This window comes from Amycolatopsis sp. H20-H5, assembly GCF_035828755.1.
Lineage (GTDB): Bacteria > Actinomycetota > Actinomycetes > Mycobacteriales > Pseudonocardiaceae > Amycolatopsis.
This window is the reverse complement of sequence record NZ_JAYMZS010000146.1, coordinates 1-19659: the sequence shown is the minus strand read 5'-3', so window position 1 is coordinate 19659 and position 19659 is coordinate 1. Positions and strand designations below refer to the sequence as shown.

17 protein-coding genes and 1 pseudogene are annotated in these 19659 nt (G+C 68.0%); 10 read left to right on the top strand and 8 right to left on the bottom strand.

Features of this window, described 5'->3' with window-relative positions; genetic code table 11:
- From QMK34_RS41940 to QMK34_RS41930, 3 genes and pseudogenes are all read right to left on the bottom strand, one after another.
- A pseudogene (locus tag QMK34_RS41940) lies at nucleotides 1-249 on the bottom strand (hypothetical protein); the annotation flags it as partial.
- Nucleotides 246-2552 (bottom strand): beta-glucosidase family protein, encoded by a 2307-nt coding sequence (locus QMK34_RS41935; protein WP_326420396.1) that lies wholly within the window; start codon nucleotides 2550-2552, stop codon nucleotides 246-248. The gene QMK34_RS41935 and the pseudogene QMK34_RS41940, both read right to left, overlap by 4 nt.
- 46 nt (nucleotides 2553-2598) lie before the next feature.
- Nucleotides 2599-3618, bottom strand: a complete 1020-nt coding sequence (locus tag QMK34_RS41930) for a LacI family DNA-binding transcriptional regulator (protein WP_326420395.1) — start codon at nucleotides 3616-3618, stop codon at nucleotides 2599-2601.
- Between the two features lie 132 nt (nucleotides 3619-3750).
- Here QMK34_RS41930 and QMK34_RS41925 point away from each other — a divergent pair, with 132 nt between their 5' ends.
- Genes QMK34_RS41925 through QMK34_RS41910 form a run of 4 tightly spaced genes read left to right on the top strand, consistent with a single transcriptional unit; the run spans nucleotide 3751 to nucleotide 9970 of the window.
- Nucleotides 3751-5046 (top strand): ABC transporter substrate-binding protein, encoded by a 1296-nt coding sequence (locus QMK34_RS41925; protein ID WP_326420394.1) that lies wholly within the window; start codon nucleotides 3751-3753, stop codon nucleotides 5044-5046.
- Nucleotides 5043-6011, top strand: coding sequence for a carbohydrate ABC transporter permease (locus QMK34_RS41920; RefSeq protein WP_326420393.1), 969 nt, complete (start codon nucleotides 5043-5045; stop codon nucleotides 6009-6011). The genes QMK34_RS41925 and QMK34_RS41920 overlap by 4 nt, the downstream gene beginning before the upstream one ends.
- Nucleotides 6011-6838, top strand: a complete 828-nt coding sequence (locus QMK34_RS41915; protein WP_326420392.1) for a carbohydrate ABC transporter permease — start codon at nucleotides 6011-6013, stop codon at nucleotides 6836-6838. Before QMK34_RS41920 ends, QMK34_RS41915 begins: the two co-directional genes overlap by 1 nt.
- Nucleotides 6839-6862: 24 nt before the next feature.
- On the top strand, nucleotides 6863-9970 hold the full coding sequence (locus QMK34_RS41910) for a glycosyl hydrolase 115 family protein (RefSeq protein WP_326420391.1): 3108 nt from the start codon (nucleotides 6863-6865) through the stop codon (nucleotides 9968-9970).
- On the opposite strand, the gene QMK34_RS41905 is transcribed toward QMK34_RS41910, so the two are convergent.
- Nucleotides 9922-11001 carry a LacI family DNA-binding transcriptional regulator gene (locus tag QMK34_RS41905; protein ID WP_326420390.1) on the bottom strand — a complete coding sequence of 360 codons (1080 nt, stop codon included), beginning with the start codon at nucleotides 10999-11001 and terminating at the stop codon, nucleotides 9922-9924. The two genes, QMK34_RS41910 and QMK34_RS41905, sit on opposite strands and share 49 nt — an antisense overlap.
- A gap of 285 nt (nucleotides 11002-11286) precedes the next feature.
- Here QMK34_RS41905 and QMK34_RS41900 point away from each other — a divergent pair, with 285 nt between their 5' ends.
- Entirely contained in the window at nucleotides 11287-11448 is a 162-nt protein-coding gene (locus tag QMK34_RS41900; protein WP_326420389.1) for a hypothetical protein, read from the top strand.
- Nucleotides 11449-11601: 153 nt separating this feature from the next.
- Here QMK34_RS41900 and QMK34_RS41895 read toward each other — a convergent pair whose 3' ends face one another.
- The gene (locus QMK34_RS41895; RefSeq protein WP_326420388.1) at nucleotides 11602-12372 is read right to left on the bottom strand and encodes an IclR family transcriptional regulator; all 771 of its coding nucleotides are present in this window, start codon (nucleotides 12370-12372) and stop codon (nucleotides 11602-11604) included.
- A gap of 154 nt (nucleotides 12373-12526) precedes the next feature.
- On the opposite strand from QMK34_RS41895, the gene QMK34_RS41890 reads away from it, so the two are divergent.
- Genes QMK34_RS41890 through QMK34_RS41880 form a run of 3 tightly spaced genes read left to right on the top strand, consistent with a single transcriptional unit; the run spans nucleotide 12527 to nucleotide 14881 of the window.
- Complete coding sequence (locus tag QMK34_RS41890; RefSeq protein WP_326420387.1) at nucleotides 12527-13456, top strand: hydroxymethylglutaryl-CoA lyase; 930 nt, start codon at nucleotides 12527-12529, stop codon at nucleotides 13454-13456.
- 25 nt (nucleotides 13457-13481) lie between these two features.
- Complete coding sequence (locus QMK34_RS41885) at nucleotides 13482-14234, top strand: CoA transferase subunit A (protein WP_326420386.1); 753 nt, start codon at nucleotides 13482-13484, stop codon at nucleotides 14232-14234.
- On the top strand, nucleotides 14231-14881 hold the full coding sequence (locus tag QMK34_RS41880) for a 3-oxoacid CoA-transferase subunit B (RefSeq protein ID WP_326420385.1): 651 nt from the start codon (nucleotides 14231-14233) through the stop codon (nucleotides 14879-14881). Before QMK34_RS41885 ends, QMK34_RS41880 begins: the two co-directional genes overlap by 4 nt.
- A gap of 29 nt (nucleotides 14882-14910) precedes the next feature.
- Here the strand turns inward: QMK34_RS41880 and QMK34_RS41875 are convergent, their stop codons facing one another.
- Together QMK34_RS41875 and QMK34_RS41870 are read right to left on the bottom strand one after the other, a co-directional pair.
- On the bottom strand, nucleotides 14911-15180 hold the full coding sequence (locus tag QMK34_RS41875) for a hypothetical protein (protein ID WP_326420384.1): 270 nt from the start codon (nucleotides 15178-15180) through the stop codon (nucleotides 14911-14913).
- A 224-nt stretch (nucleotides 15181-15404) separates the two neighbouring features.
- Nucleotides 15405-16001 (bottom strand): AAA family ATPase, encoded by a 597-nt coding sequence (locus QMK34_RS41870; protein ID WP_326420383.1) that lies wholly within the window; start codon nucleotides 15999-16001, stop codon nucleotides 15405-15407.
- 767 nt (nucleotides 16002-16768) lie between these two features.
- On the opposite strand from QMK34_RS41870, the gene QMK34_RS41865 reads away from it, so the two are divergent.
- On the top strand, nucleotides 16769-17425 hold the full coding sequence (locus QMK34_RS41865; RefSeq protein WP_326420382.1) for an MBL fold metallo-hydrolase: 657 nt from the start codon (nucleotides 16769-16771) through the stop codon (nucleotides 17423-17425).
- 496 nt (nucleotides 17426-17921) lie between these two features.
- Here QMK34_RS41865 and QMK34_RS41860 read toward each other — a convergent pair whose 3' ends face one another.
- On the bottom strand, nucleotides 17922-18062 hold the full coding sequence (locus tag QMK34_RS41860) for a hypothetical protein (RefSeq protein ID WP_326420381.1): 141 nt from the start codon (nucleotides 18060-18062) through the stop codon (nucleotides 17922-17924).
- Between the two features lie 326 nt (nucleotides 18063-18388).
- Here QMK34_RS41860 and QMK34_RS41855 point away from each other — a divergent pair, with 326 nt between their 5' ends.
- On the top strand, nucleotides 18389-18697 hold the full coding sequence (locus QMK34_RS41855) for a DUF4333 domain-containing protein (RefSeq protein ID WP_326420380.1): 309 nt from the start codon (nucleotides 18389-18391) through the stop codon (nucleotides 18695-18697).
- Nucleotides 18698-19659: the final 962 nt, after the last annotated feature.

Sequence of the window (19659 nt, the reverse complement as noted above, 5' to 3'; positions counted from 1 at the left end):
CCCCCCCCTTTTTAATGATTCGGCGACCACCGAGAAGTGCACCGTCTGCCGCAGCGTCGCGGCGTCGAACACCCGCCCGTCGCCGAGGAACGGCGCCGGGGGCAGGTTGGCAGGCTCGGTCAGTTGGGGCATCGACGTCCAGGTGTTCACCCAGTGCCGGGAAGCCGGGCGCTGGTGCCCGGACGCGGGCGCGGCCGTGAGTCCCGCCGCGAGCAGGGCCAGTACCGCGAGCGCCGGGGGTCGTCTCATTCCGGCCCACTCACGAAGACGGGCGCGAGCACCCGGTCGGCCCCGACTTCGCGACGGGGTCCGGCCAGCGTCCGGTGCAGGGTCGCGACGATCCGGCTGCTCGACGTGCCGACCAGCAGCTCGACGTCGCCGGGCTCGACCAGGCGGTGGCCCGCGCGGCCGGTGTAGGAGGTCAGGTCCGCGTGGAGGCCGATCTCGAGGACCTCGGTCCGTCCGGGCGCGAGGTCGACCCGCTTCGCCGCGACCAGCTGCCGGGCGGGGCGGGCGACCTCTGCCACCGGGTCGTGCAGGTAGACCTGGACCACTTCGGTGGTGGCGCGGTCCGCGGCGTTGCGCAGGGTCACCCGCACGCGGCAGATGCCGTCGGTGGGCCACGACGATCCGGTCGCGCTGACGTCGAGCCAGGTCGCCGGTGCGTAGGAAAGCCCGTGGCCGAAGGGGAACAGGGGCGTGGGGTCGACACTGCTCACCTCGCTGCGCTTGCCCAGCGGAGCGGCAAGGTAGGTCGAGGGCTGGGTCGTCCCGGCGCCAGGGAACCCGACCGGGAGCCGCCCCGACGGGTTTGTCCGTCCACTGAGGACACTGGCGAGCGCGGGCGCGCCCTCCTCGCCGGGATAGAACCCGCAGACGACCGCGGCCAGCCGGTCGATCTGCCGGGAAAGCTCGTACGGGCGCCCGGACAGCAGGACCAGCACCACCGGGGTGCCGGTGGCGAGCAACGCTTCCAAGAGCTCTTCCTGGCGTCCAGGCAGCTTGAGGTCCGCCGCGTCGCATCCTTCCCCGGACGTGCCGCCGCCGAACAGGCCTGCCTGGTCGCCGAGTACGGCGACGCAGATTTCGGCGCCTGCCGCCGCTTCGACGGCTTCGGCGATGCCCGTGTCGCCTCCGCCGAGTACGGGGCAGCCCAGGGCGTAGGTCACGTCGTGGTCGGCACGCAGCGCCTCGGCCACGGTGGGGACGGAGACACCGAACGGGACTTCGGGATGATGGACGCCGACGTGCAGCGGGAACGAATAGCAGCCGAGCATCGCGCTGGGCGCGTCGGCCCGCGGCCCGACGACGGCGACATGACGCCCACCGGTGAGGGGGAGTGTGCCGTCGTTGTGCAGCAGGACGATCGAGCGTTCGGCCAGTTCCCTTGCCACCGAACGGGACTCGGCCTCGTCGAGGTCCACGCTGTCGGGTGCCTCCGGCGCCCAGTTCGCGTCGAGGAGGCCGAGTTCGCACTTCTGCCGCAACACCCGTTCAAGAGCGCGGTCGACGACGGCGGCGTCGACCGCGCCCGCTTCCACCGCGGCGAGCAGGGGCTCGCCGTAGCAGTCCATAGTGGGCAGTTCCACGTCGATGCCCGCGCTCAGCGCCTGCCCGGCGGCGTCGCCGCGATCGGCGGCGACCCCGTGCAGGGTGCGCAGGAACGACACCGAGAAGTAGTCCGCGACCACGGTCCCGGTGAACCCGTAGGTGTCACGCAGCAACCCGGTCAGCAGCGTTTGGTCGGCCGCGACCGGGACACCGTCGAGGTCGGTGTAGGAGTTCATCACCGATCGGGCACCCGCGCGCAACGCCATCTCGAACGGCGGGAGCAGGACGTCCGCGAGCTCACGGGGGCCCGCCGACACCGGGGCGAGGTTGCGCCCCGCGCGGGAAGCCGAGTAGCCGGCGAAGTGTTTGAGGGTGGCGATCACACCGGCCGATTCGAGCCCGGCCACATACGCGCTGCCGATCGTGCCGACCAGGTGGGGGTCCTCGCCGATGGTCTCTTCGACGCGGCCCCAGCGCAGGTCGCGCGTGACGTCGAGGACCGGCGCGAGTCCCTGGTGGACACCGAGCCGACGCATCGTGCGGCCGATCTGCTCGCCCATGCGGCGCACGAGATCGGGATCGAAGCTCGCGCCCCAGCACAGCGGCGACGGATAGACGGTGGCCTGCCAGGCGGCCAGTCCGGTGAGACATTCCTCGTGCACGACGGCGGGAATCCCGAACCGGCCGCTGCCGACGATCTGGCGCTGAGTCCGCGCCAGACTGCGGGCCCCGATCAGGGGATCGACCGGGCGGGTGCCGAAGACGCGGGTCAGCTGGCCGATGCCGTGGCGCACCAGCTCGTCCCAGTCGAGGGCGGCGTCGGCGAAGTCGTGCTGGTGCGGCGCCATCTCCCCGCCGGAGTCGATGCCGACCCAGACGCCGTAGAGCTGTGCGATCTTCTCCCGCGGGGTCATCCGTGCCATCAGGGCACGGACCCGCTCGGCCGGGTCGGCCGCCGGGTCGCGCCACGGTTCGAGCGGTGCGGTGGGCTGGGTGGTCAAGGCTGTCCGCCCTTTCGTCGAAGTACCGGCGGCGCGACGCCGCGGGTCAGGAAAGCGGGCCGAGCACTCGGGTCGAACCCCGGACCACCAGGCGGGTGTCCAGGGTGATGTGGGTCCGGTCGATTTCCTCGCCGTTGATCAGCGCGATGAGCAGGGTGATCGCCCGGTGGCCCATCTCACGGATCGGCTGGTTGACCGTGGTCAGCGGTGGGGTGCAGAGCGCGGACTCGGGCACGTTGTCGAAGCCGACCACCGACAGGTCGCCGGGTACGTCCAGGCCGAGTTCCCTGGCGGCTTCGACCGCCGCGATGGCCGAGATGTCGTTCGCGGCGAACACCGCCGTCGGCCGGTCCGGCCTGGTCAGCAGCTCGTGGGCCGAGCGCGCGGAGGTGGCGGGATCGTAGGCGCCGTCCCGGATCAGCTCTTCGGCCACCGGCACGCCCGCGGCGGTCAGCGCCCGCAGGTAGCCCGTCTTGCGTAGCTGCGCCGACTGCAGGTCGGGCCGTCCGGTGAGGAAGGCGATCCGCCGGTGGCCCAGCTCCAGCAGGTGCTCGGTGGCCAGCTGGGCCCCGCGCATGTTGTCGGAGTCGATGGTGGGCAGCGTGGACGGCCCGGTGTGCGGGTCGACCGCGACCACCGGAGTGCCGGGTACCGCTTCGAGGGAGACGGCGGGCGTGACCAGCACCGCTCCGTCGACGAGCGTGCCGCTGAGCCGGGAGAGGTAACGCTTCTCCCAGCCCACCGGGTCGCTGGTGCGCCCGCCCGCCGAATACACCACCAGCTCGAAGCCGCTGCCGCGGATGGCGTCCGCCGCGCCCTTCAGCAACTCGGTACTGAACGGTTCGAGGTCGGCGACGAGAATGCCGATCACGTTCGTCTTGTGGTTGCGCAAGCTCTGGGCGACCAGGCTCGCTTCGTACCCGAGCTCCTGGATCACCCCTTGGACACGGGCGAGGGTCGCGGCGGCGACGCCGTAACGCTGATTGAGAACCTTCGAAACCGTGGCCACGGAGACGCCGGCCTGGGCTGCGACGTCACGGATAGTGACCCTCGAACTGGGCTGCATCGCCTCACCATAGTCGTGTAAAACGTTATCGACAACGATTGACATTCGTTTTTCCGGCGCGCAAACTCGTCGTCAACCCGGGCGCAGTCACGCCCTGTCCTACTCGGCCGAAGTCGTCAGGAGTAGACCACCATGTTTTCGAACCGCCGAATCCCTGTCCTCGCAGCCCTTGCGGCCCTTGTCCCGCTGGCACTGGCCGCGTGCGGCGGGGGAGCCGACTCCAGTGGTGCCGACCCGAGCGGGCCGGTCACGCTGACGTGGTGGCACAACGGCACCGCCGACCCGCTCAAGTCGATCTGGGAGCAGGTCGCGGCCGACTATCACCAGGCCCACCCGGAGGTGACGATCAAGGGGCAGCCGCTGCAGAACGAGGAGTTCACCACCAAGGTGCCGCTGGCCCTGCAGTCGAACGAACCGCCGGACGTGTACCAGGCGTGGGGCGGCGGTGAGATGGCTTCGCAGGTGACGTCGGGCAAGGTCGCCGACGTCACCGGCCCCACCAAGGGCTGGCTCGCCCCGGTCGGCAAGTTCGCCGAGGGCTGGCAGGCAGACGGCAAGCAGTACGGGGTCCCGTTCGAACAGCACATCGTCGGCTTCTGGTACCGCAAGGACCTGTTCGCGAAGGCCGGTGTCACCACCCCACCCTCCACTATGGACGAATTGAACAGCGCCGTCGCGAAACTGAAGACGACCGGGGTGGCGCCGATCGCGGTCGGCGGCAAGGACCGCTGGCCGGACGCGTTCTACTGGAACTACTTCGCCGTGCGTGAATGCACGGCCGATGCGCTCAAGCAGGCGGTCAAGGCGGTCAAGCTCGAGGATCCTTGCTGGACGAAAGCGGGTCAGGACCTGAAGGCCTTCTTGGCCACCCAGCCGTTCCAGACCGGGTTCGTCGGCACACCGGCCCAGCAGGGCGCGGGAAGCTCCGCCGGGCTGGTGGCCAACGGCAAGGCGGCCATGGAACTGCAGGGCGATTGGGAGCCGGGGACCATGTCGTCGCTGACCGAGGACAAGGCGCTGGACTCGAAGATCGGCTGGTTCCCGTTCCCCGCCGTGCCGGGCGGCGCCGGGGACCCGGCCGCCGTGCTCGGCGGCGGGGACGGCTTCTCCTGCACCACCCGCGCTGCCAAGGCGTGCGCGGACTTCCTGCAGTACCTCGGCAGTGAACCGGTGCAGACCAAGATCGCCGCGCAGGGCGCCGGGCTGCCGGTGAATCCGGCCGCGGCCAAGTCGCTGAAGACCGAGACCTTGAAGGGCCTCTTCGACTACGGCAGGCAGGCGCCGTACCTGCAGATGTACTTCGACAAGGCGTTCCCGACCGCGGTCGGCGCCGCGCTCAACGACGCCGTCGCCAACTTCTTCGCGGGCCAAGGCAGTCCCGAGGGGATCGTGGCCGCGGTGAACCAGGCCGCGGCGGGCAACAAATGACGACCGCCACCCCGGTGCGGGCGGCGAAGCGGCCGCCCGCACCCCCGGCCCGGCCCCGCTCGCGGCGGCCGGGGCTACGCAAGAAACTCGAGCTCGCCCTCCTGCTGGGTCCGGCGCTGGTGCTGTTCATCGGGTTCGTGCTCGTGCCGATCGGGATCGCCGGGTTCTACAGCCTGTTCCGGTGGAACGGCTTCGGGCCACTCGAAGACTTCGTCGGCTTCGACAACTACGCGGACGCACTCGCCGGTGACGTGTTCCAAGGCGCCATCGGGCACAACCTGATCATCGCCGGACTGTCCATTGTGGTCCAGCTGCCCCTGTCGATCGGGCTGGCCCTGCTGCTGAACCGGAAGCTGCGCGGCCGGGCGATCCTGCGTGCACTGGTGTTCGCCCCCTACGTGCTGTCCGAGGCGATCACCGCGGTGATCTGGCTGCTGATGCTGCAGCCGGGCGGGTTCGCCGACCAGCTGCTCGAGAGCGTCGGGCTCGGCGCCCTGGTGCAGCAATGGCTGGCGGACCCCGCCGTCGTGCTCTACACGCTGTTCGCGGTGGTCACCTGGAAGTACGTCGGGTTCGGGATCATCCTCCTGCTCGCCGGCCTGCAGGGCGTCCCCGCCGAGCTGCGCGAGGCGGCCGCGCTCGACGGCGCGTCGGCCTGGCAGAGCACCCGGCACATCGTGCTGCCCCTGCTCGGCCCGACGATCCGGATCTGGATCTTCCTGTCGGTGATCGGCTCACTCCAGCTGTTCGACCTGGTGTGGATCATGACGCTGGGCGGCCCGGCGAACGCGTCGACCACGATGGCGACCTACCTGGTCGACCACGGGTTCAAACGGTACGAATTCGGGTTCGGCAGCGCGGTAGCCGTGATCCTGTTCATCATCTGTTTCGCGTTCGCCTTGCTGTACCAGCGTTTCGCGTTGCGCCGGGACACCGAGGGCGCGCTGACCAGGATGGTGGGCTGATGCCGGGCACCCGCAGGTTCGGCCTGTCGATGAGTTATCTGGCGGCGATCGTAGTCCTCGGCGTCACGCTCGTCCCGCTGTTGTTCGTGGTGCTCGGCGGCTTCCGCACCACCGCGCAGATCAACGCGTCCCCCGCCGGGCTGCCCGGCCCGCTGGTCTGGGACAACTATGTCGCGATCCTCGGTTCGGCCGCGTTCTGGACGTTCCTTGGCAACAGTGCGCTGATCGCCGTGATGGCCACCGCGCTCGCCGTCGGCCTGGGGTCGATGGCGGGGTACGCGCTGTCGCGGTACACCTTCAAGGGCCGCGAGGCCTTCTACACCTTGTTCACGTTGGGGCTGCTCTTCCCGCTCGGGGTGGCGACCTTGCCGCTGTACCTGTGGCTGCGCCAGCTCGGTCTGCTGGAGAGCTTCTGGGGCGTCGCGATCCCGGAAGCGGCGTTCTCGCTGCCGGTCACCATCGTGATCCTGCGGCCGTTCATGCACGCGATCCCCGGCGAGATCGAGGACGCCGCCGTGCTCGACGGCGCGACCAGGCTCGGCTTCTTCTGGCGCATCCTGCTACCGCTGTCACGCCCCGCGCTGACGACGGTGGGCGTGCTCGCGTTCGTCACCAGCTGGAACGCCTATCTGCTGCCCCTGCTGGTGTTCAACGATTCCGGGCACTTCACGCTGCCGCTCGGCGTCGCGACGTTCCAGTCCCAGTACTCCCAGGACACCGCCAAGGTGCTGGCCTTCACCGCCTTGTCGATGATCCCGGCGCTCGCGTTCTTCGTACTTGCCGAACGGCGCATAGTCGGCGGGCTGACCGGATCCGTGAAGGGCTGAACCCTTCCCATCAGGAGGTCGATGATGATGGCGTTCGACGTGCGGCGCAGGGATTTCCTGCGACTCCTCGCCGTCCTCGGGGCCGGGGCCGCGCAGGCATCCGGCGTCGCCGAAGCCGCACCCTCGGACTGGGTGGCAGGCCAGCGTGGCGGCGGCAGTTTTCCCTTGGTGTCCAAGGGAAAAGCCGCCACGCTGGTGGTGAGCTCCGCCGACCACCCGGGGGTCCAGCGGGTGGCTCGCGACCTCCAAGCCGACATTGAGCGCGTCACGGGTGTCCGGCCGGAGCTCTTGGTCGACCGGGTGGCCGCGCGGGGGCCGGTGGTCCTGATCGGCACCCTCGGGCACAGTCCACTGGTCGACGAGCTGGTGGCCGCGCGCGAGCTTGACGTCACCGGGATCGCCGGGAAGTGGGAGACCTCGCTGAGTCAGGTCGTCGGCGGGCGGCTGGTGCTCACCGGCAGCGACCAGCGCGGCGTCATCTACGGCGCCTACGAACTTTCGCGGCAGATCGGCGTTTCTCCCTGGTATTGGTGGGCCGACGTCCCAGCACGGCAAGCCGACGAACTGCACGTGCGACCTGGACGGCAGAGCCTGGGCACACCGTACGTGAAGTACCGGGGATTTTTCCTCAACGACGAGAACCCGGCGCTGGGTACCTGGGCCCCGGCCCACTTCGGGCCCGGTCACGCCCCGGGTTACCCCAACGGGTTCAACCACGAGTTCTTCGCGAAGGTCTTCGAGACCATGCTGCGACTCAAGGCCAACTACCTGTGGCCCGCGGTCTGGGGGCGCGCGTTCGCCGAGGACGATCCGCTCAACCATGCCACGGCCAAGGAGTACGGCATCATCATGGGCACTTCGCACGAAGCGCCGATGATGCGCGGAATCGAGGAGTGGAACCGGCACGCCGTGCCCGCGGTGCGCGACGCGGCCGGGAACGTCCTCACCCCGGGGCACGACCCTTACGGCGGCACGGGGGAGTGGAGCTTCCGGCGCAACGCCGGGGCCGTGAAGGCCTACTGGGCCGAGGGGATCCGCCGGATGGTCCGCGAGGACTTCGAAGGCGTGGTCACCCTCGGTATGCGCGGCAACGGCGACGTCAGCTTGCCCGACGGCGACGGCATCGACCTGATGCGGGAGATCCTCGCCACCGAAAGGGAAATCCTCGCCCGTGAGACCGGCCGGGACGTCACCGAGGTGCCCCAGGTGTGGACGCTCTACAAGGAGGTCCAGCGCTACTGGGCGCAGGGCCTGCGCCCAGCCGACGACGTGATCGTGGTGTTCACCGACGACAACTGGGGCAACATTCGCAAGCACCCCGACCCGGCACTGCCGCCGCGCGCGGGAGGGTACGGGCTGTACTACCACTTCGACTATGTGGGCGGCGGCCGCAGCTACAAGTGGGTGGACACCAGTCTGCTCGCCAACACCTGGGAGCAGCTGAACCAGGCCGTCGCCTACGGTAACGACCGGCTCTGGGTGGCCAACGTCGGGGACCTGAAGGGCAACGAACTCCCGCTGCACTTCTTCCTCGACTACGCCTGGAACCCGGCCGCGTGGCCGGTCGAGCGACTGTCCACATGGGAGTTTCAGTTCGCGGAGACGAACTTCGGCGCGTCCGCCGCTGCCGCGGTCGCGGAGGTCCTGCACACCTACGCCCGGTTGCAGGCGCGTCGCAAGCCCGAACTGCTCAACCGCCTGATCGGCCTGGACGCGGCGAAGGACCCGGCCACTGACCCGACCGCCATCACCTACGACGACCAGGCCAGTCCGTTCAGCCTGGTCCACTATCAGGAGTTGCAGCGGGTCACCGTCGAGTGGCAGGACTTGGCCGCCAGAGCGGAGAAGATCTCCGTGCGGCTGCCCGCGGCCTACCGCGACGCCTACTACGAACTCGTGCTCTACGAGGTCAAGGCATCGGCGAACCTGTACGCGTTGCGGCAAGCGGAGTTCACCAACATCCTCTACGCGGGCCAGGGCCGCGCCTCGGCGAACGAACTCGCCGCCGTCGCCGAAGCCCGGTTCGCCGACGACCTCGCGCTCGCGGAGAAGTTCGACAACGGGATCGCCGACGGGAAGTGGCGCGGATTCCAGACCCAGCCGCACATCGACTACGGCGACGTCGCCCGCTACGGCCCGAACGCCCCGTGGCAGCAACCGGAACGGAACAATGTCGCCCTGCCCGACGTCCTCTTCCCCGCGGTTCGGCGGGTCGACCCCCCTCTCGCCGCGGATCTGGGCGTGGCCGTGGACGGCTCCGGCCAGTCGTGGCCGGGCTCGACGGACAGGCCCGTGCTGCCGGAGTTCAGCCCGTACCAGAGCGCGCCGCCGCAGTACATCGATGTGTTCAACCGCGGGCGAACGCCGTTCCGCTGTGAGGTCACCTCCGGCGCGCCGTGGGTCTTGGTGGAACCCCGGGGCGGCCGGGTGGACAAGGAGTTGCGGATGACGGTGCGGATCAACTGGGCACGGGCCCCGAAGGGCACCAGCACGGTGCCGATCAGGGTGTCCGGTCCCGGGCGGGAGGTCACCGTCGCTGCCGTCGTGCACCAGCCCGACCTGCCAGTGGCGTGGCGCCGTGGGTTCATCGAGGCCGGGGGATACGTGTCCATGGAGGCCGAGCACTGCACGGCGAACGTCGGCACCGCGTCGGCGGCGTGGCGGAGGATCCCGGATCTCGGGCGGACCGGGGCCGGGATGACCCCCTTCCCGGTCACCACGCCGAGCAGGCCGCCCGGCGCCGGTCCTCGGCTGGAGTACCGGATGACGCTGTTCACCGCGGGAACAGTGACGCTGTGGGCCTACCTGTCGCCGCGGAGCAACGTGCTGCAGGGGAGCGGGCTCCGCTACGCGGTCTCGTTCGACGACATGGAGCCCCAGCTGGTCAACATCACCAAGGCGTCGGGCGCCGACGACATGACCATGAACCGCCAGTGGGAACGGACCACTTCGGACAACGTGAACCTCACCGCGACGCGGCACCCGATCCTCGCGCCCGGCCCGCACGTGCTCAAGTTCTGGATGGTCGATCCGGCGGTCGTGGTGCAGAAGCTGGTGGTCGACACCGGCGGTCTGCGGCCGAGTTACCTCGGCCCGCCGGAAAGCAGGCGGCTCGGCGCCGAGCCGTCGTGAGCCGGGGCCGCCGTGCTGTGCCGGACCACCAGGCTGGTGGACAGTTCGATGCGGTGGCTCTCCGGGGTGCGGCCGCGGGCCAGCGAGAGGGCCAGCCGCGCGCCGGCGGCGGCCATCTCCTGCAGCGGCTGGCGGATGGTGGTCAGCTCCGGGGTGAGCCAGCGGGCGATCGGCAGGTCGTCGAAGCCGACCACGCTCAGGTCCTCGGGAATGCGCAGCCCGGCGGCGCGCGCCGCCTCGTAGACGCCGAGCGCCTGGAGATCGCTTCCCGCGAACACGGCTGTCGGCCGATCTCGCAGGGTCAGCAACGAGGTGAGCTCGCGGTAGCCGGACCGGACGTGGAAGTCGCCTTGGCGTACCAGCGCCGGGTCGAAGGCGAGCCCGGCGGTCTCGAGAGCTGTGCGATAGCCGTCGATCCGCGCACGGCTGCACAGCACGTCGCCAGGACCGCCGATCATCGCGATCCGGCGATGCCCCAGTTTCAGCAGGTGCAGGGTGGCGGTCAGGCCGCCCTGCCAGTTCGTCGCACCGATCGAGGGCATCTCCGGCCCTGGTGCGCCTGCCGGGTCGACCACGACGAGCGGAATGTCGCGCGCCCGCAGTTTCTCCAGCTGCCCGGCGGTGAAATCGGAGCACACCGAAACGATGCCGACCGGCCGGCGGGCGAGCACGCTTTCCAGCCAATTCTGCCCCGGAGTGTGCCGGCCGGAGGAATCCGCCAGCACCACTGCCATCCCGTTTTCGCGCGCGACGTTCTCCACCCCGCGAATGATTTCCAATGCCCAGGCGCTTTCGAGTTCGTGAAACATCAACTCGAGCAGCCGCGAATGCCACGAGCGTTCGTTTGCGCGACGTCGGTAACCGTAGGTGCTGATGACCGCTTCGACCCGTGCACGGGTCGAAGCGGCAACGTCAGGCCTGCCGTTGAGCACTTTCGAAACTGTCGGGACGGACACGCCGGTTTCGGCGGCGATCTTGGCAATCGTGACCCGCGGTGCAATCGGCCCAGAGCTCTCGGGTTTCGCTGACATGGCAAGGAGTATATGACATCTGTGGCGTGAAAAACATGATTCGAAACTTTCGATTCGGCCCCGATAGGCGCCCTGGCTCCAGATCGTCGGTGGCTTCTTTCGGCGTTCTCTGAAAACGGCGCCGTCGTCAGGATCAACGATGCCAAGGTCTACGACGTCGGCACCCCAGCGTTGGTAACTGGACCCAATCCACCAACGTCACCCGCGTCGCCGGACAGCACGTCCCCCTTAAGGTCGGGACATCGAAGCCATCGTGACCCGCCGACTTTGCCGCAGGGCCAAACCTTGTCCGCCGACCTCGAGTACACCTGGACAAAAAAGAGCACCGGCGGCTATGCGGCGCCCGGCAACGAAGACGGGATTCTCGCACTCGACACCGGCGGCAAGGTGACCTTGACCGAAGGCCGTGGCGCGTGCCGCGGCCGTGGTGGATCTGCGGGTTGGTGACGAGCTGGGCCCGTGCCGGACCCGCGGCTGCCCACCTCGGGCTCACAGATCAACAAAGCCCACCAACGACTCCCCTGGAATTAGGGAAAAGACGTTGGTGGGCTTTGCTTTTCTACTGTGCGCCATCAGGGGCTCGAATCCCGAACCCGCTGGTTAAGAGCGCCTGGCTTGCAGCGTCTTGGTCAGTTCGTGGGCCTCTTCGAGCAGGAGCGCGCCGAGTTCGGGGCGACGGTCGTCGCGGAAGCGGGATTCGACGCCGGTCAAGGTCAAAGCCCAGGCCGGCTCGTCGGCCCGGTTGAACACCGCGGCCGCCATGCCCCAACTGCCCTCGACGACGAGGCCTGGGTTGACGGCGTAGCCGAGCTCGCGGGTGCGGACGATCCGCTCGCGGACAGCGTCCGTTCGGTGTTCGGGGCCCCACTGGGTCGTGAGGTCCGTCCGGCTGAGGTAGTCGTCGATCTCGCGATCCTGAAGCATGGCCAGCACTACCTGGCCCGCGGAGACGACCCCAAGCGGGAACCGGGCGCCTTCGAAGAGCACGAACGACCGGATCGGGAAGGCGCCGTCCTCCCGCAGCAGGCAGACCGTCTCGTCGCCGCGGCGTGCGGAGAAGAAGGCGCTCTCGCCTGCCGCGGCGGCGAGCCGACGCACGCTGGCACGTGCGTGCAGGGTGACGTCGTAGCGGTTCGCCGCGACCCCACCGAGCAGGTACAGCTCCGGTCCGAGGTACCACTGCCCGCTGCGATGGTCCCGGTCCACGTAGCCCTCGTCCGCCAGCGCTATGAGCAGCCGGTGAGCGGTCGGGCGGGCCAACGCGGTCGCTCGTGCGATCTCGGAGGTCGACGCGCCGTCACGCTGTGCGGCGGACAGGGCGCGGAGGACCGCGGCGATCCTGCCGATCACGTTCGGGGGAGGAGTGGCCATACTCGCAATCGTACGTCCACTGAGTGAACACTTCGACCGTCGTTGCTCGCTGGCCGAGAGCTTGGGACCGAGTATTCGACCTGCAGTTGACGGTTTGGGACGTTACGACGTTGACTGCGACCGCGTTCACTGAACAGACGGCAGGATGAGGACGATGGATTTCGGTGTCACCCCCTTCGATGGCGTACCGCTGCCACCACGGGTGACCATCTGTGAGGTGGGCCCCCGTGACGGCCCGCAGAACGAGTCCGCAGTGCTGCCCGTCGCGGTCAAGGCCGAGTTCGTCGAGCGTCTGGTCGACGCGGGCCACACCGTGGTGGAGACGACGAGCTTCGTGCACCCGAAATGGGTACCGCAGCTCGCCGACGCCGACGACCTGATCCGCGCGATCACCATCGCCCCCGGAATCCGCTATCCAGTGCTGGTGCCGAACATGGCCGGTCTTGAGCGCGCCCTCGACCTCGGCGTCCGCGACATCGCGGTGTTCGGCAGTGTCACCGAGACCTTTTCCCGGCGCAACCTCAATCGCTCGGTTGACGAGTCGCTCGAGATGTTCGCTCCGGTCGTCGCCCGTGCCCGCGAAGCCGGGATCAGGGTGCGCGGCTATTTGTCGATGTGCTTCGGCGACCCGTGGAAACGGGAAGTCCCCGTCCGGCGCGTGCTGGACGTCGCGACCCGGATGCGTGCGTTGGGATGCACCGAGCTCAGCATCGGCGGCACCATCGGCGTCGCCACCCCTGGCCGGGTCGAGGCTGTTCTCGCCACCCTGATCACGGCCGCCATCCCGGTGGACTCGATCGCCGTGCACTTCCACGACACCTACGGCGAGGCGCTGGCGAACACCCTGACTGCCTTGCGCAAGGGCATCGTCATCATTGACGCGTCCGCCGGCGGCCTGGGCGGCTGCCCGTACGCGGGCAGCGCCACCGGCAACCTCGCGACCGAAGACCTACTCTGGCAGCTGTACGGCCTCGGCATCGAGACCGGTGTAGACCTACAGAAGATGGTCGACACCAGCGTCTGGCTAGCCGGGCACCTCGGCAGGCCCAGCCCGTCTCGCACCGTCACAGCGCTCGCCGGCTGAACCACAGCTCCCCAGGAGGAGAGGCATGGACAAAGTAGTCACCGCCGAACACGCGTTGACCGGAATCGCCGACGGAGCGTCGCTCGCCGTCGGCGGGTTCGGGCTCTGCGGCATCCCGACCACCCTGATCGACCTGCTGCACGAATCGGGGGTCGGCGACCTGCGTGTCGTGTCGAACAACTGCGGGGTCGACGACTGGGGCCTCGGGATCCTGCTGGGCGACCGGCGGGTCAGCCGGGTCACCGGGTCCTACGTAGGGGAGAACAAGGAGTTCGCCCGCCAGTACCTCAGCGGCGAACTCGAGGTCGAACTCTGCCCGCAGGGCACCCTCGCCGAGCGCTTGCGCGCCGGTGGGTGCGGCATCCCGGCGTTCTTCACCCCGGCGGGCGTCGGCAGCCAGATCGCCGACGGCGGACTGCCGTGGCGATACGCGCCCGACGGCTCGATCGCCGTCGCCTCGCCACCCAAGGAAACCCGGACTTTCCACGGCGTCGCGCACGTCCTCGAGGAAGCCATCGTCACGGACTTCGCGCTGGTCGCCGCGGCGAAGGGCGACCGGCACGGGAACCTCGTGTTCGAGAAGTCCGCGCAGAACTTCAACCCGCTGTGCGCCATGGCCGGCCGGATCACCGTCGCCGAGGTCCAAGAGCTGGTCGAACCCGGTGAGCTCGACCCGGCCGAAGTGCACCTGCCCGGGGTGTTCGTCCAGCGTGTGGTGCACGCCCCCGATCTCGAAAAGCGGATCGAGCGGATGACCGTGACGGAGGAAAGCCGATGAGCCTCACCCGTGCCCAGATGGCCGCGCGCGCGGCCGCCGAATTACGTGACGGCGAGTACGTCAACCTCGGCATCGGCCTGCCGACGCTGATTCCGAGCTTCCTGCCCGAAGACGTGCAAGTGGTGCTGCACAGCGAGAACGGCATCCTCGGTACCGGGCCCTACCCGGCGCCAGACGCGGTCGACCCGGACCTCATCAACGCCGGCAAGGAAACAGTGACCGTCCGCCCGGGCGCGTCGTTCTTCGACTCCGCGCTTTCGTTCGGCATCATCCGCGGCGGTCACCTCGACGTCGCCGTCCTGGGTGCGATGCAGGTCTCCGAACGCGGCGACCTGTCGAACTGGGCCGTGCCCGGCAAGATGGTCAAGGGCATGGGCGGGGCGATGGATCTCGTCCACGGCGCCCGGCGCGTCATCGTGTTGATGGAGCACACCGCGAAGGACGGTTCGCCCAAGATCCTGCGCGAGAACACCCTGCCCTACACGGGACTTCGGGTGGTGAACCGGATCATCACCGACCTCGCCGTCATCGACGTGACAGCCGAGGGCCTGGTGCTGATCGAGACGGCGCCCGGGGTCACAGAGGACGAGGTGCGCACGGCCACGGACGCGCCGCTGAAGGTCGCGGTGGTGTCGTCGACGGATTGACGTGACCTCGACCTGACCGCCGGGTCGGCTCAGGGAGTGTCCGAAGTGGATGCGGGGCCGTCTTGGCGACGCCCGATCGCCTGGGCCCACAACCGGGTGGGGGTGGCCGCCGCCTCGTCGAACTCGACCTGCGCCGCCATCCCGCCCAGTGTCGACGCGGCGAGGTCCGGATCGGCAAGACCCCGCTCCCGCAGCCCGCGGATGCCACCTCCCTGGCGGCCGACAGGCGGTCGCCGAAGAAGCCGGAGCCGTTGGCGACGCCCCGTCTCCTCGGGGGCCAGTTGAATAGGCGATCTCACCACTCTCAACCCGTGGTGTACGCCGTTGCGGCGACCAGGCAGGCGGGCTCGCTTGCTGTTGGTTGTCAGCCAGCGATGACGACCTCCTTCGCCGCGTGCGCGAGGAGGCTCTGGGGGTTGCAGGGCAGCCCGATCCGGTTCGAGTGCCCACCCTTGTGTTCGGACCGTTCCTGCTCGGTGCCCGTGTGATGTCATGGTCGTGGCGGCAGATTTGGGTCGGATGGTCACGATGGTTGGTGCGTTTCGATGGTGGTTTTGAAGGGACCGCGAAGCCAGGCGTCAACTTGTCGCTGACCTCGTAGGCGGACGATCACCAGGTTTGGAGGACGGTTCTCGGCGATGATCCTGCGGACTCTGGCCCGCATCACTGGATGGCGACGCCATGAGTCTTTGATGATGTGGTTGGGGTCGGTGAAAATGGTGCGCAGCGGGCCTTCGCTGTTGCCTCCAGCGATTGTGGGTCCTCGGCCGAGCCGTCGCTTGACCGTGCGAATGATGACGCGCGTCACGGCGAACGTTCGTGGGTGGTCGAGCCAAACCAGCACCTGGGCGCGGGCGGTCATGTGCTCGCGTACTTCCTCGCCCTGCCACTCGATCGCCCATGCTTGGCTCTCAAGGAACGTCCGCACGTCGTCCTGCCAGGTGGGTCGAACCGTCCAGCCGGGCGCGTGGTAAAAGGATTCGAACTCGGCGAATGGCAGTCCGAGCTGCTCGCAGAGCCTGCGCGCAAGGGTTGACTTGCCTGCTCCTGGGGGGCCGGCGACCGCGATCCGCTGAAGCCGCTCGATCTGCAAGGGATCACTCGGGCCGATCACGCGCATGCCGTCACCTTAGATCCGTCCGCGTCCGCGTGCGACTGAGATAGACCTGAGGCTCAGGTTCGGGCATTTCTCGATCGTTGCGTGGACTCTGGCTCCCTGGCCCGGCCGACCACACCGCCTGCCCCTCCGGCCAAGGACCTTCGGAGCCCGGATACCGACCCGACAGCCGCCCACACAAAAAATTCAAGCCAAACCCGCCGATGGCAACAACGTCAACCAACCCACCACAGCCGCACGAAAGATCGAGGTTAGGGACAAACGATTGATCGGGGGAGTTCCTCGAGCACGCCCGCCGGGCCTACCGGGACCTTCGGGACCCGTACTGCCGGGTTTTCGCCTCAGGGCGCCACCCATGGGACTCTCTCTTGAGCCGGTTCGGGGAGTTCCTCAAAGTTGAAGACTGGACTGACCGGACGGTCGACGTCAGCTTCTCTTATGCTCAGTGCCGACGAGATCGAGACAACGGTGGATTTCGATCCACCGGATGGTCGTTTCCCGGTTTCGGCGTTCGTCTTGCTTTTTGGTGAGTCGGAGGTGCCTTGGTGGTATGAAGGATAGTTCACGCTGGCCTGGATTCGTGGAATGAATGTACTGCGAATCCCGGCCAACGGCTTCTTGATTGAGTAAGCCGTGACGCTGGTCATTTTCTGTTGGCCAGGGCGCTCGACTGGTCGCTGCCGAACGAGGGGGAGCCGTTGATCTTCCACTCCGCCGGTACGCGAGGCTGGCATCCTGAGGATGCCTGCTACTTCGAAGAGAGGTTTGTCATGACATACACAGGTGTGGTCACCGCCGGTGGGCCGGGGGATGTGCGGGAGACCTCCGGGCTGACCATCACGAAGGTGTCGGTGGGCACCATCGACAACAATGCCTACCTGCTGCGTTGCCGGGCGACTGGGGAGCAGCTGCTGATCGACGCGGCGGCCGAGCCGGAGACGCTGCTTAAGTTGGCCGGCGACGCCGGGCTGGCTTCGATCGTCACGACCCACCGGCACTGGGACCACTGGATCGCGCTGGAGGACGTTGCCACTGCGACTGGAGCCCGGACGTACGCGGGCCGCGACGACGTTGAGGGCATCGACGCGCGCATCGACGTCCAGGTGGACGACGGCGACACCATCCGCGTCGGCGAGGTCGAGCTGACGGCCCGGCATCTGGTCGGCCATTCCCCGGGCAGCATCGCCCTGCTCTACCGCGACCCGGCGGGCACCCCGCACCTGTTCACCGGGGACTCGCTGTTCCCCGGCGGCGTCGGCAACACCGAGAAGGACGCTTCCCGGTTCGCGTCGCTGATCGACGACGTCGAGCGGAAGATTTTTGCGGAGCTGCCGGACGAGACGTGGGTCTACCCGGGCCACGGCAAGGACACGGCCCTGGGCGCGGAACGTCCGAGCCTCCCGGAGTGGCGCGCCCGCGGCTGGTAGCCGTCTGACCCTATCCGCGAGTAGTGCGGCGACACGCGGATAGGGTCAGGGTTCCGGCGACATTGTCCTCGCCGTGGAGTCTTTGCAAGTTAGGTTACCCCGGGAACCGGACGCCGGGGTTTTATGTCGTGTGGGCGGAGTTGGCCAGTAAAGACTGCGCTGACCTGCGATAGACCAGATGGTTTGAGGCGACCGAAGGGCATTTGCGTCAAACCATCTGGTCTATTCTCGCAAGGCCTCGCTGTCGCAGCACTGCGCAGACGCCTCGCAACGTCCTGCTTCGACATCTCATTCGAAGTCGCTGCGTCGTGGACCAGGAAGTTGAACGGCATCACCTCCAGACGTGGCGGCGACTGATTAAGCTGCCATCGATATCGGGAGGGGATCGTCGTGCGTGTCCAGACCGGGGTCGGCGTCCGGCTGACTCACCAGACGAGCGGGGAAACCGGTTCGGGTCGACCACGCTGTACTACGGCCTCCCTGTGACTGTCAGCGCTCACCCGAGCGTGGCGTCCGCACCGGCACAGCTGCGCTGCCAGGTCTGCGGCGAGGCGGTCGGCGTCAAGGTAAGCAGCGTGATCGCGACGCCGTGACCTTCGTCGTGGCGGCCGTGATCATGCGCAGCTGGGTCACCCACCGGCTGGGATCGAAAGCAGTGTCTGGTGTCGCCGAATGTTGCCCACCCGCCGCGTTATGGCAGCTGATGCGCCGTGGCCAAGGGGTGCGGAGATAGCCAGCTCCGCCACGGTTCCGGCTCGGCCGGCGGAAGCCTCGGAAACAACCACCCGCCGCACCCCGGCCGGTCCCTGTCGCTTGAAGCCCACACCTCCCAGCCCCAGCCAGCCGTCCCGAAGGCCACAAAACCCTAGGAGCATCCTTCGGGAGATCGCGCCAGCAGCCCATGTGACAGGGCCCATGTGACAGTCTGTTGCCGTGACTAATCAAGGAAACCTGGCGCGGACAGTGGTGGCGATCTCCGCACTCGTGGTCGCCCTGTGCGCGGTGACGGTGACAGTGAAGGTGATGAGAACCGATGCCATCACCATTGAACAGGAACGGGTGCTGGATCAGGCCTCGTTGGAACGGCAGGTCGCCGCCGACCTCCAGGGGGTGGGGGACGATCCGGTCAAAGTGGTCGCCTGCCCGGCTTCCGTCGTGGTCAAGGTGGGCACCACGTTCAGTTGCTCGTACCTGCGGCGCGGCAATATCCAGGAGGCGGACGTCGAAGTGACCAGCGACCAGGGCAGCCTTCGGGTCACCGCAGCGGCTTGAATTAGCTTTTTGACGTGCTGATTCACATCTCGCGGTCACGCATGCCACACCCCCATAAGGACGAGATTGACGCTCTCCCAGCATCGCTGAGCCGCTGCTGCACGTCCGCGTTGTCCTACGGCCCTCGGCACGTCGGAGTCTGCCTGCGCGTCCGCTGCGGATTCGCCGATCGCGGCGACCACAGCGCGGCGTTGGTGCACCTCGCACTCCCGACCTCGAGGCCGTGCAGTCGGAGTTCACCTGGGCCGTCAGTTCAGGTGAGTACGTTGTCTGGTCGTGGTCCGACTCGCCGACGGCGGTTTCAGGTCGGGCGTGTGGTGCGGCTTGTCGGCGAAACGGGGATTGACCACCTGGATCCAACGTCGTTCGCCGTCCACTACAGACGTCATGGCGTTCTCGCTCTGCGGCACGGGTTCTGACGGTGAGGATGTCGAGCGCGGCGGCGTGTACCCCCGGTGCGGCGACGATCCCCGGCCGCACGTTCTGAGAACGCGTCTGAGAACTGTCGCAGCAGCCGCCGCTCGAAGCCTGGGGCGCCTGGCCTTCGAAGCCGCTTACCCTCCACAAAGGACGAAAGTCGGCCCACTCGCCCGTTTCATACCGCCATGACCGTTTCATGCGTGCCCCTGAAGGCCACCATGACAGCGTTAAACGCCGTGAAGGCTCCCATCAGGGCACACGGCAAACCTGGGGTCGCGACCGAAGGGGACTGTCCTTCGACTCAACCTCGCAAAAGTCCCCTTCACCAGAACAGACCGCGTGACAGTCCCCGTCAGTCAACGCGGCCCTCGGCGCCAAACTGGACGACATGACATCAGTTTCCGGACGCGTTCTGAGCTTGTTGTTTAACCTCGGCGGTTAGTGTGGCGACCCCAGTTGATCATGGAAGCAGCCCTTGGTTGATCATGCTTCTTGCGACGGAAGATGATCCAACCAAGGGCTGCGTGATCAGTGTGCATGAT

Coding starts and splice junctions, on each gene's coding strand:
- QMK34_RS41905 (WP_326420390.1), bottom strand. CDS start 11,001: ATGTCAGCGAAACCCGAGAGCTCTGGGCCGATTGCACCGCGGGTCACG.
- QMK34_RS41880 (WP_326420385.1), top strand. CDS start 14,231: ATGAGCCTCACCCGTGCCCAGATGGCCGCGCGCGCGGCCGCCGAATTA.
- QMK34_RS41930 (WP_326420395.1), bottom strand. CDS start 3,618: ATGCAGCCCAGTTCGAGGGTCACTATCCGTGACGTCGCAGCCCAGGCC.
- QMK34_RS41895 (WP_326420388.1), bottom strand. CDS start 12,372: ATGGCCACTCCTCCCCCGAACGTGATCGGCAGGATCGCCGCGGTCCTC.
- QMK34_RS41925 (WP_326420394.1), top strand. CDS start 3,751: ATGTTTTCGAACCGCCGAATCCCTGTCCTCGCAGCCCTTGCGGCCCTT.
- QMK34_RS41870 (WP_326420383.1), bottom strand. CDS start 16,001: ATGCGCGTGATCGGCCCGAGTGATCCCTTGCAGATCGAGCGGCTTCAG.
- QMK34_RS41920 (WP_326420393.1), top strand. CDS start 5,043: ATGACGACCGCCACCCCGGTGCGGGCGGCGAAGCGGCCGCCCGCACCC.
- QMK34_RS41890 (WP_326420387.1), top strand. CDS start 12,527: ATGGATTTCGGTGTCACCCCCTTCGATGGCGTACCGCTGCCACCACGG.
- QMK34_RS41865 (WP_326420382.1), top strand. CDS start 16,769: ATGACATACACAGGTGTGGTCACCGCCGGTGGGCCGGGGGATGTGCGG.
- QMK34_RS41910 (WP_326420391.1), top strand. CDS start 6,863: ATGATGGCGTTCGACGTGCGGCGCAGGGATTTCCTGCGACTCCTCGCC.
- QMK34_RS41885 (WP_326420386.1), top strand. CDS start 13,482: ATGGACAAAGTAGTCACCGCCGAACACGCGTTGACCGGAATCGCCGAC.
- QMK34_RS41915 (WP_326420392.1), top strand. CDS start 6,011: ATGCCGGGCACCCGCAGGTTCGGCCTGTCGATGAGTTATCTGGCGGCG.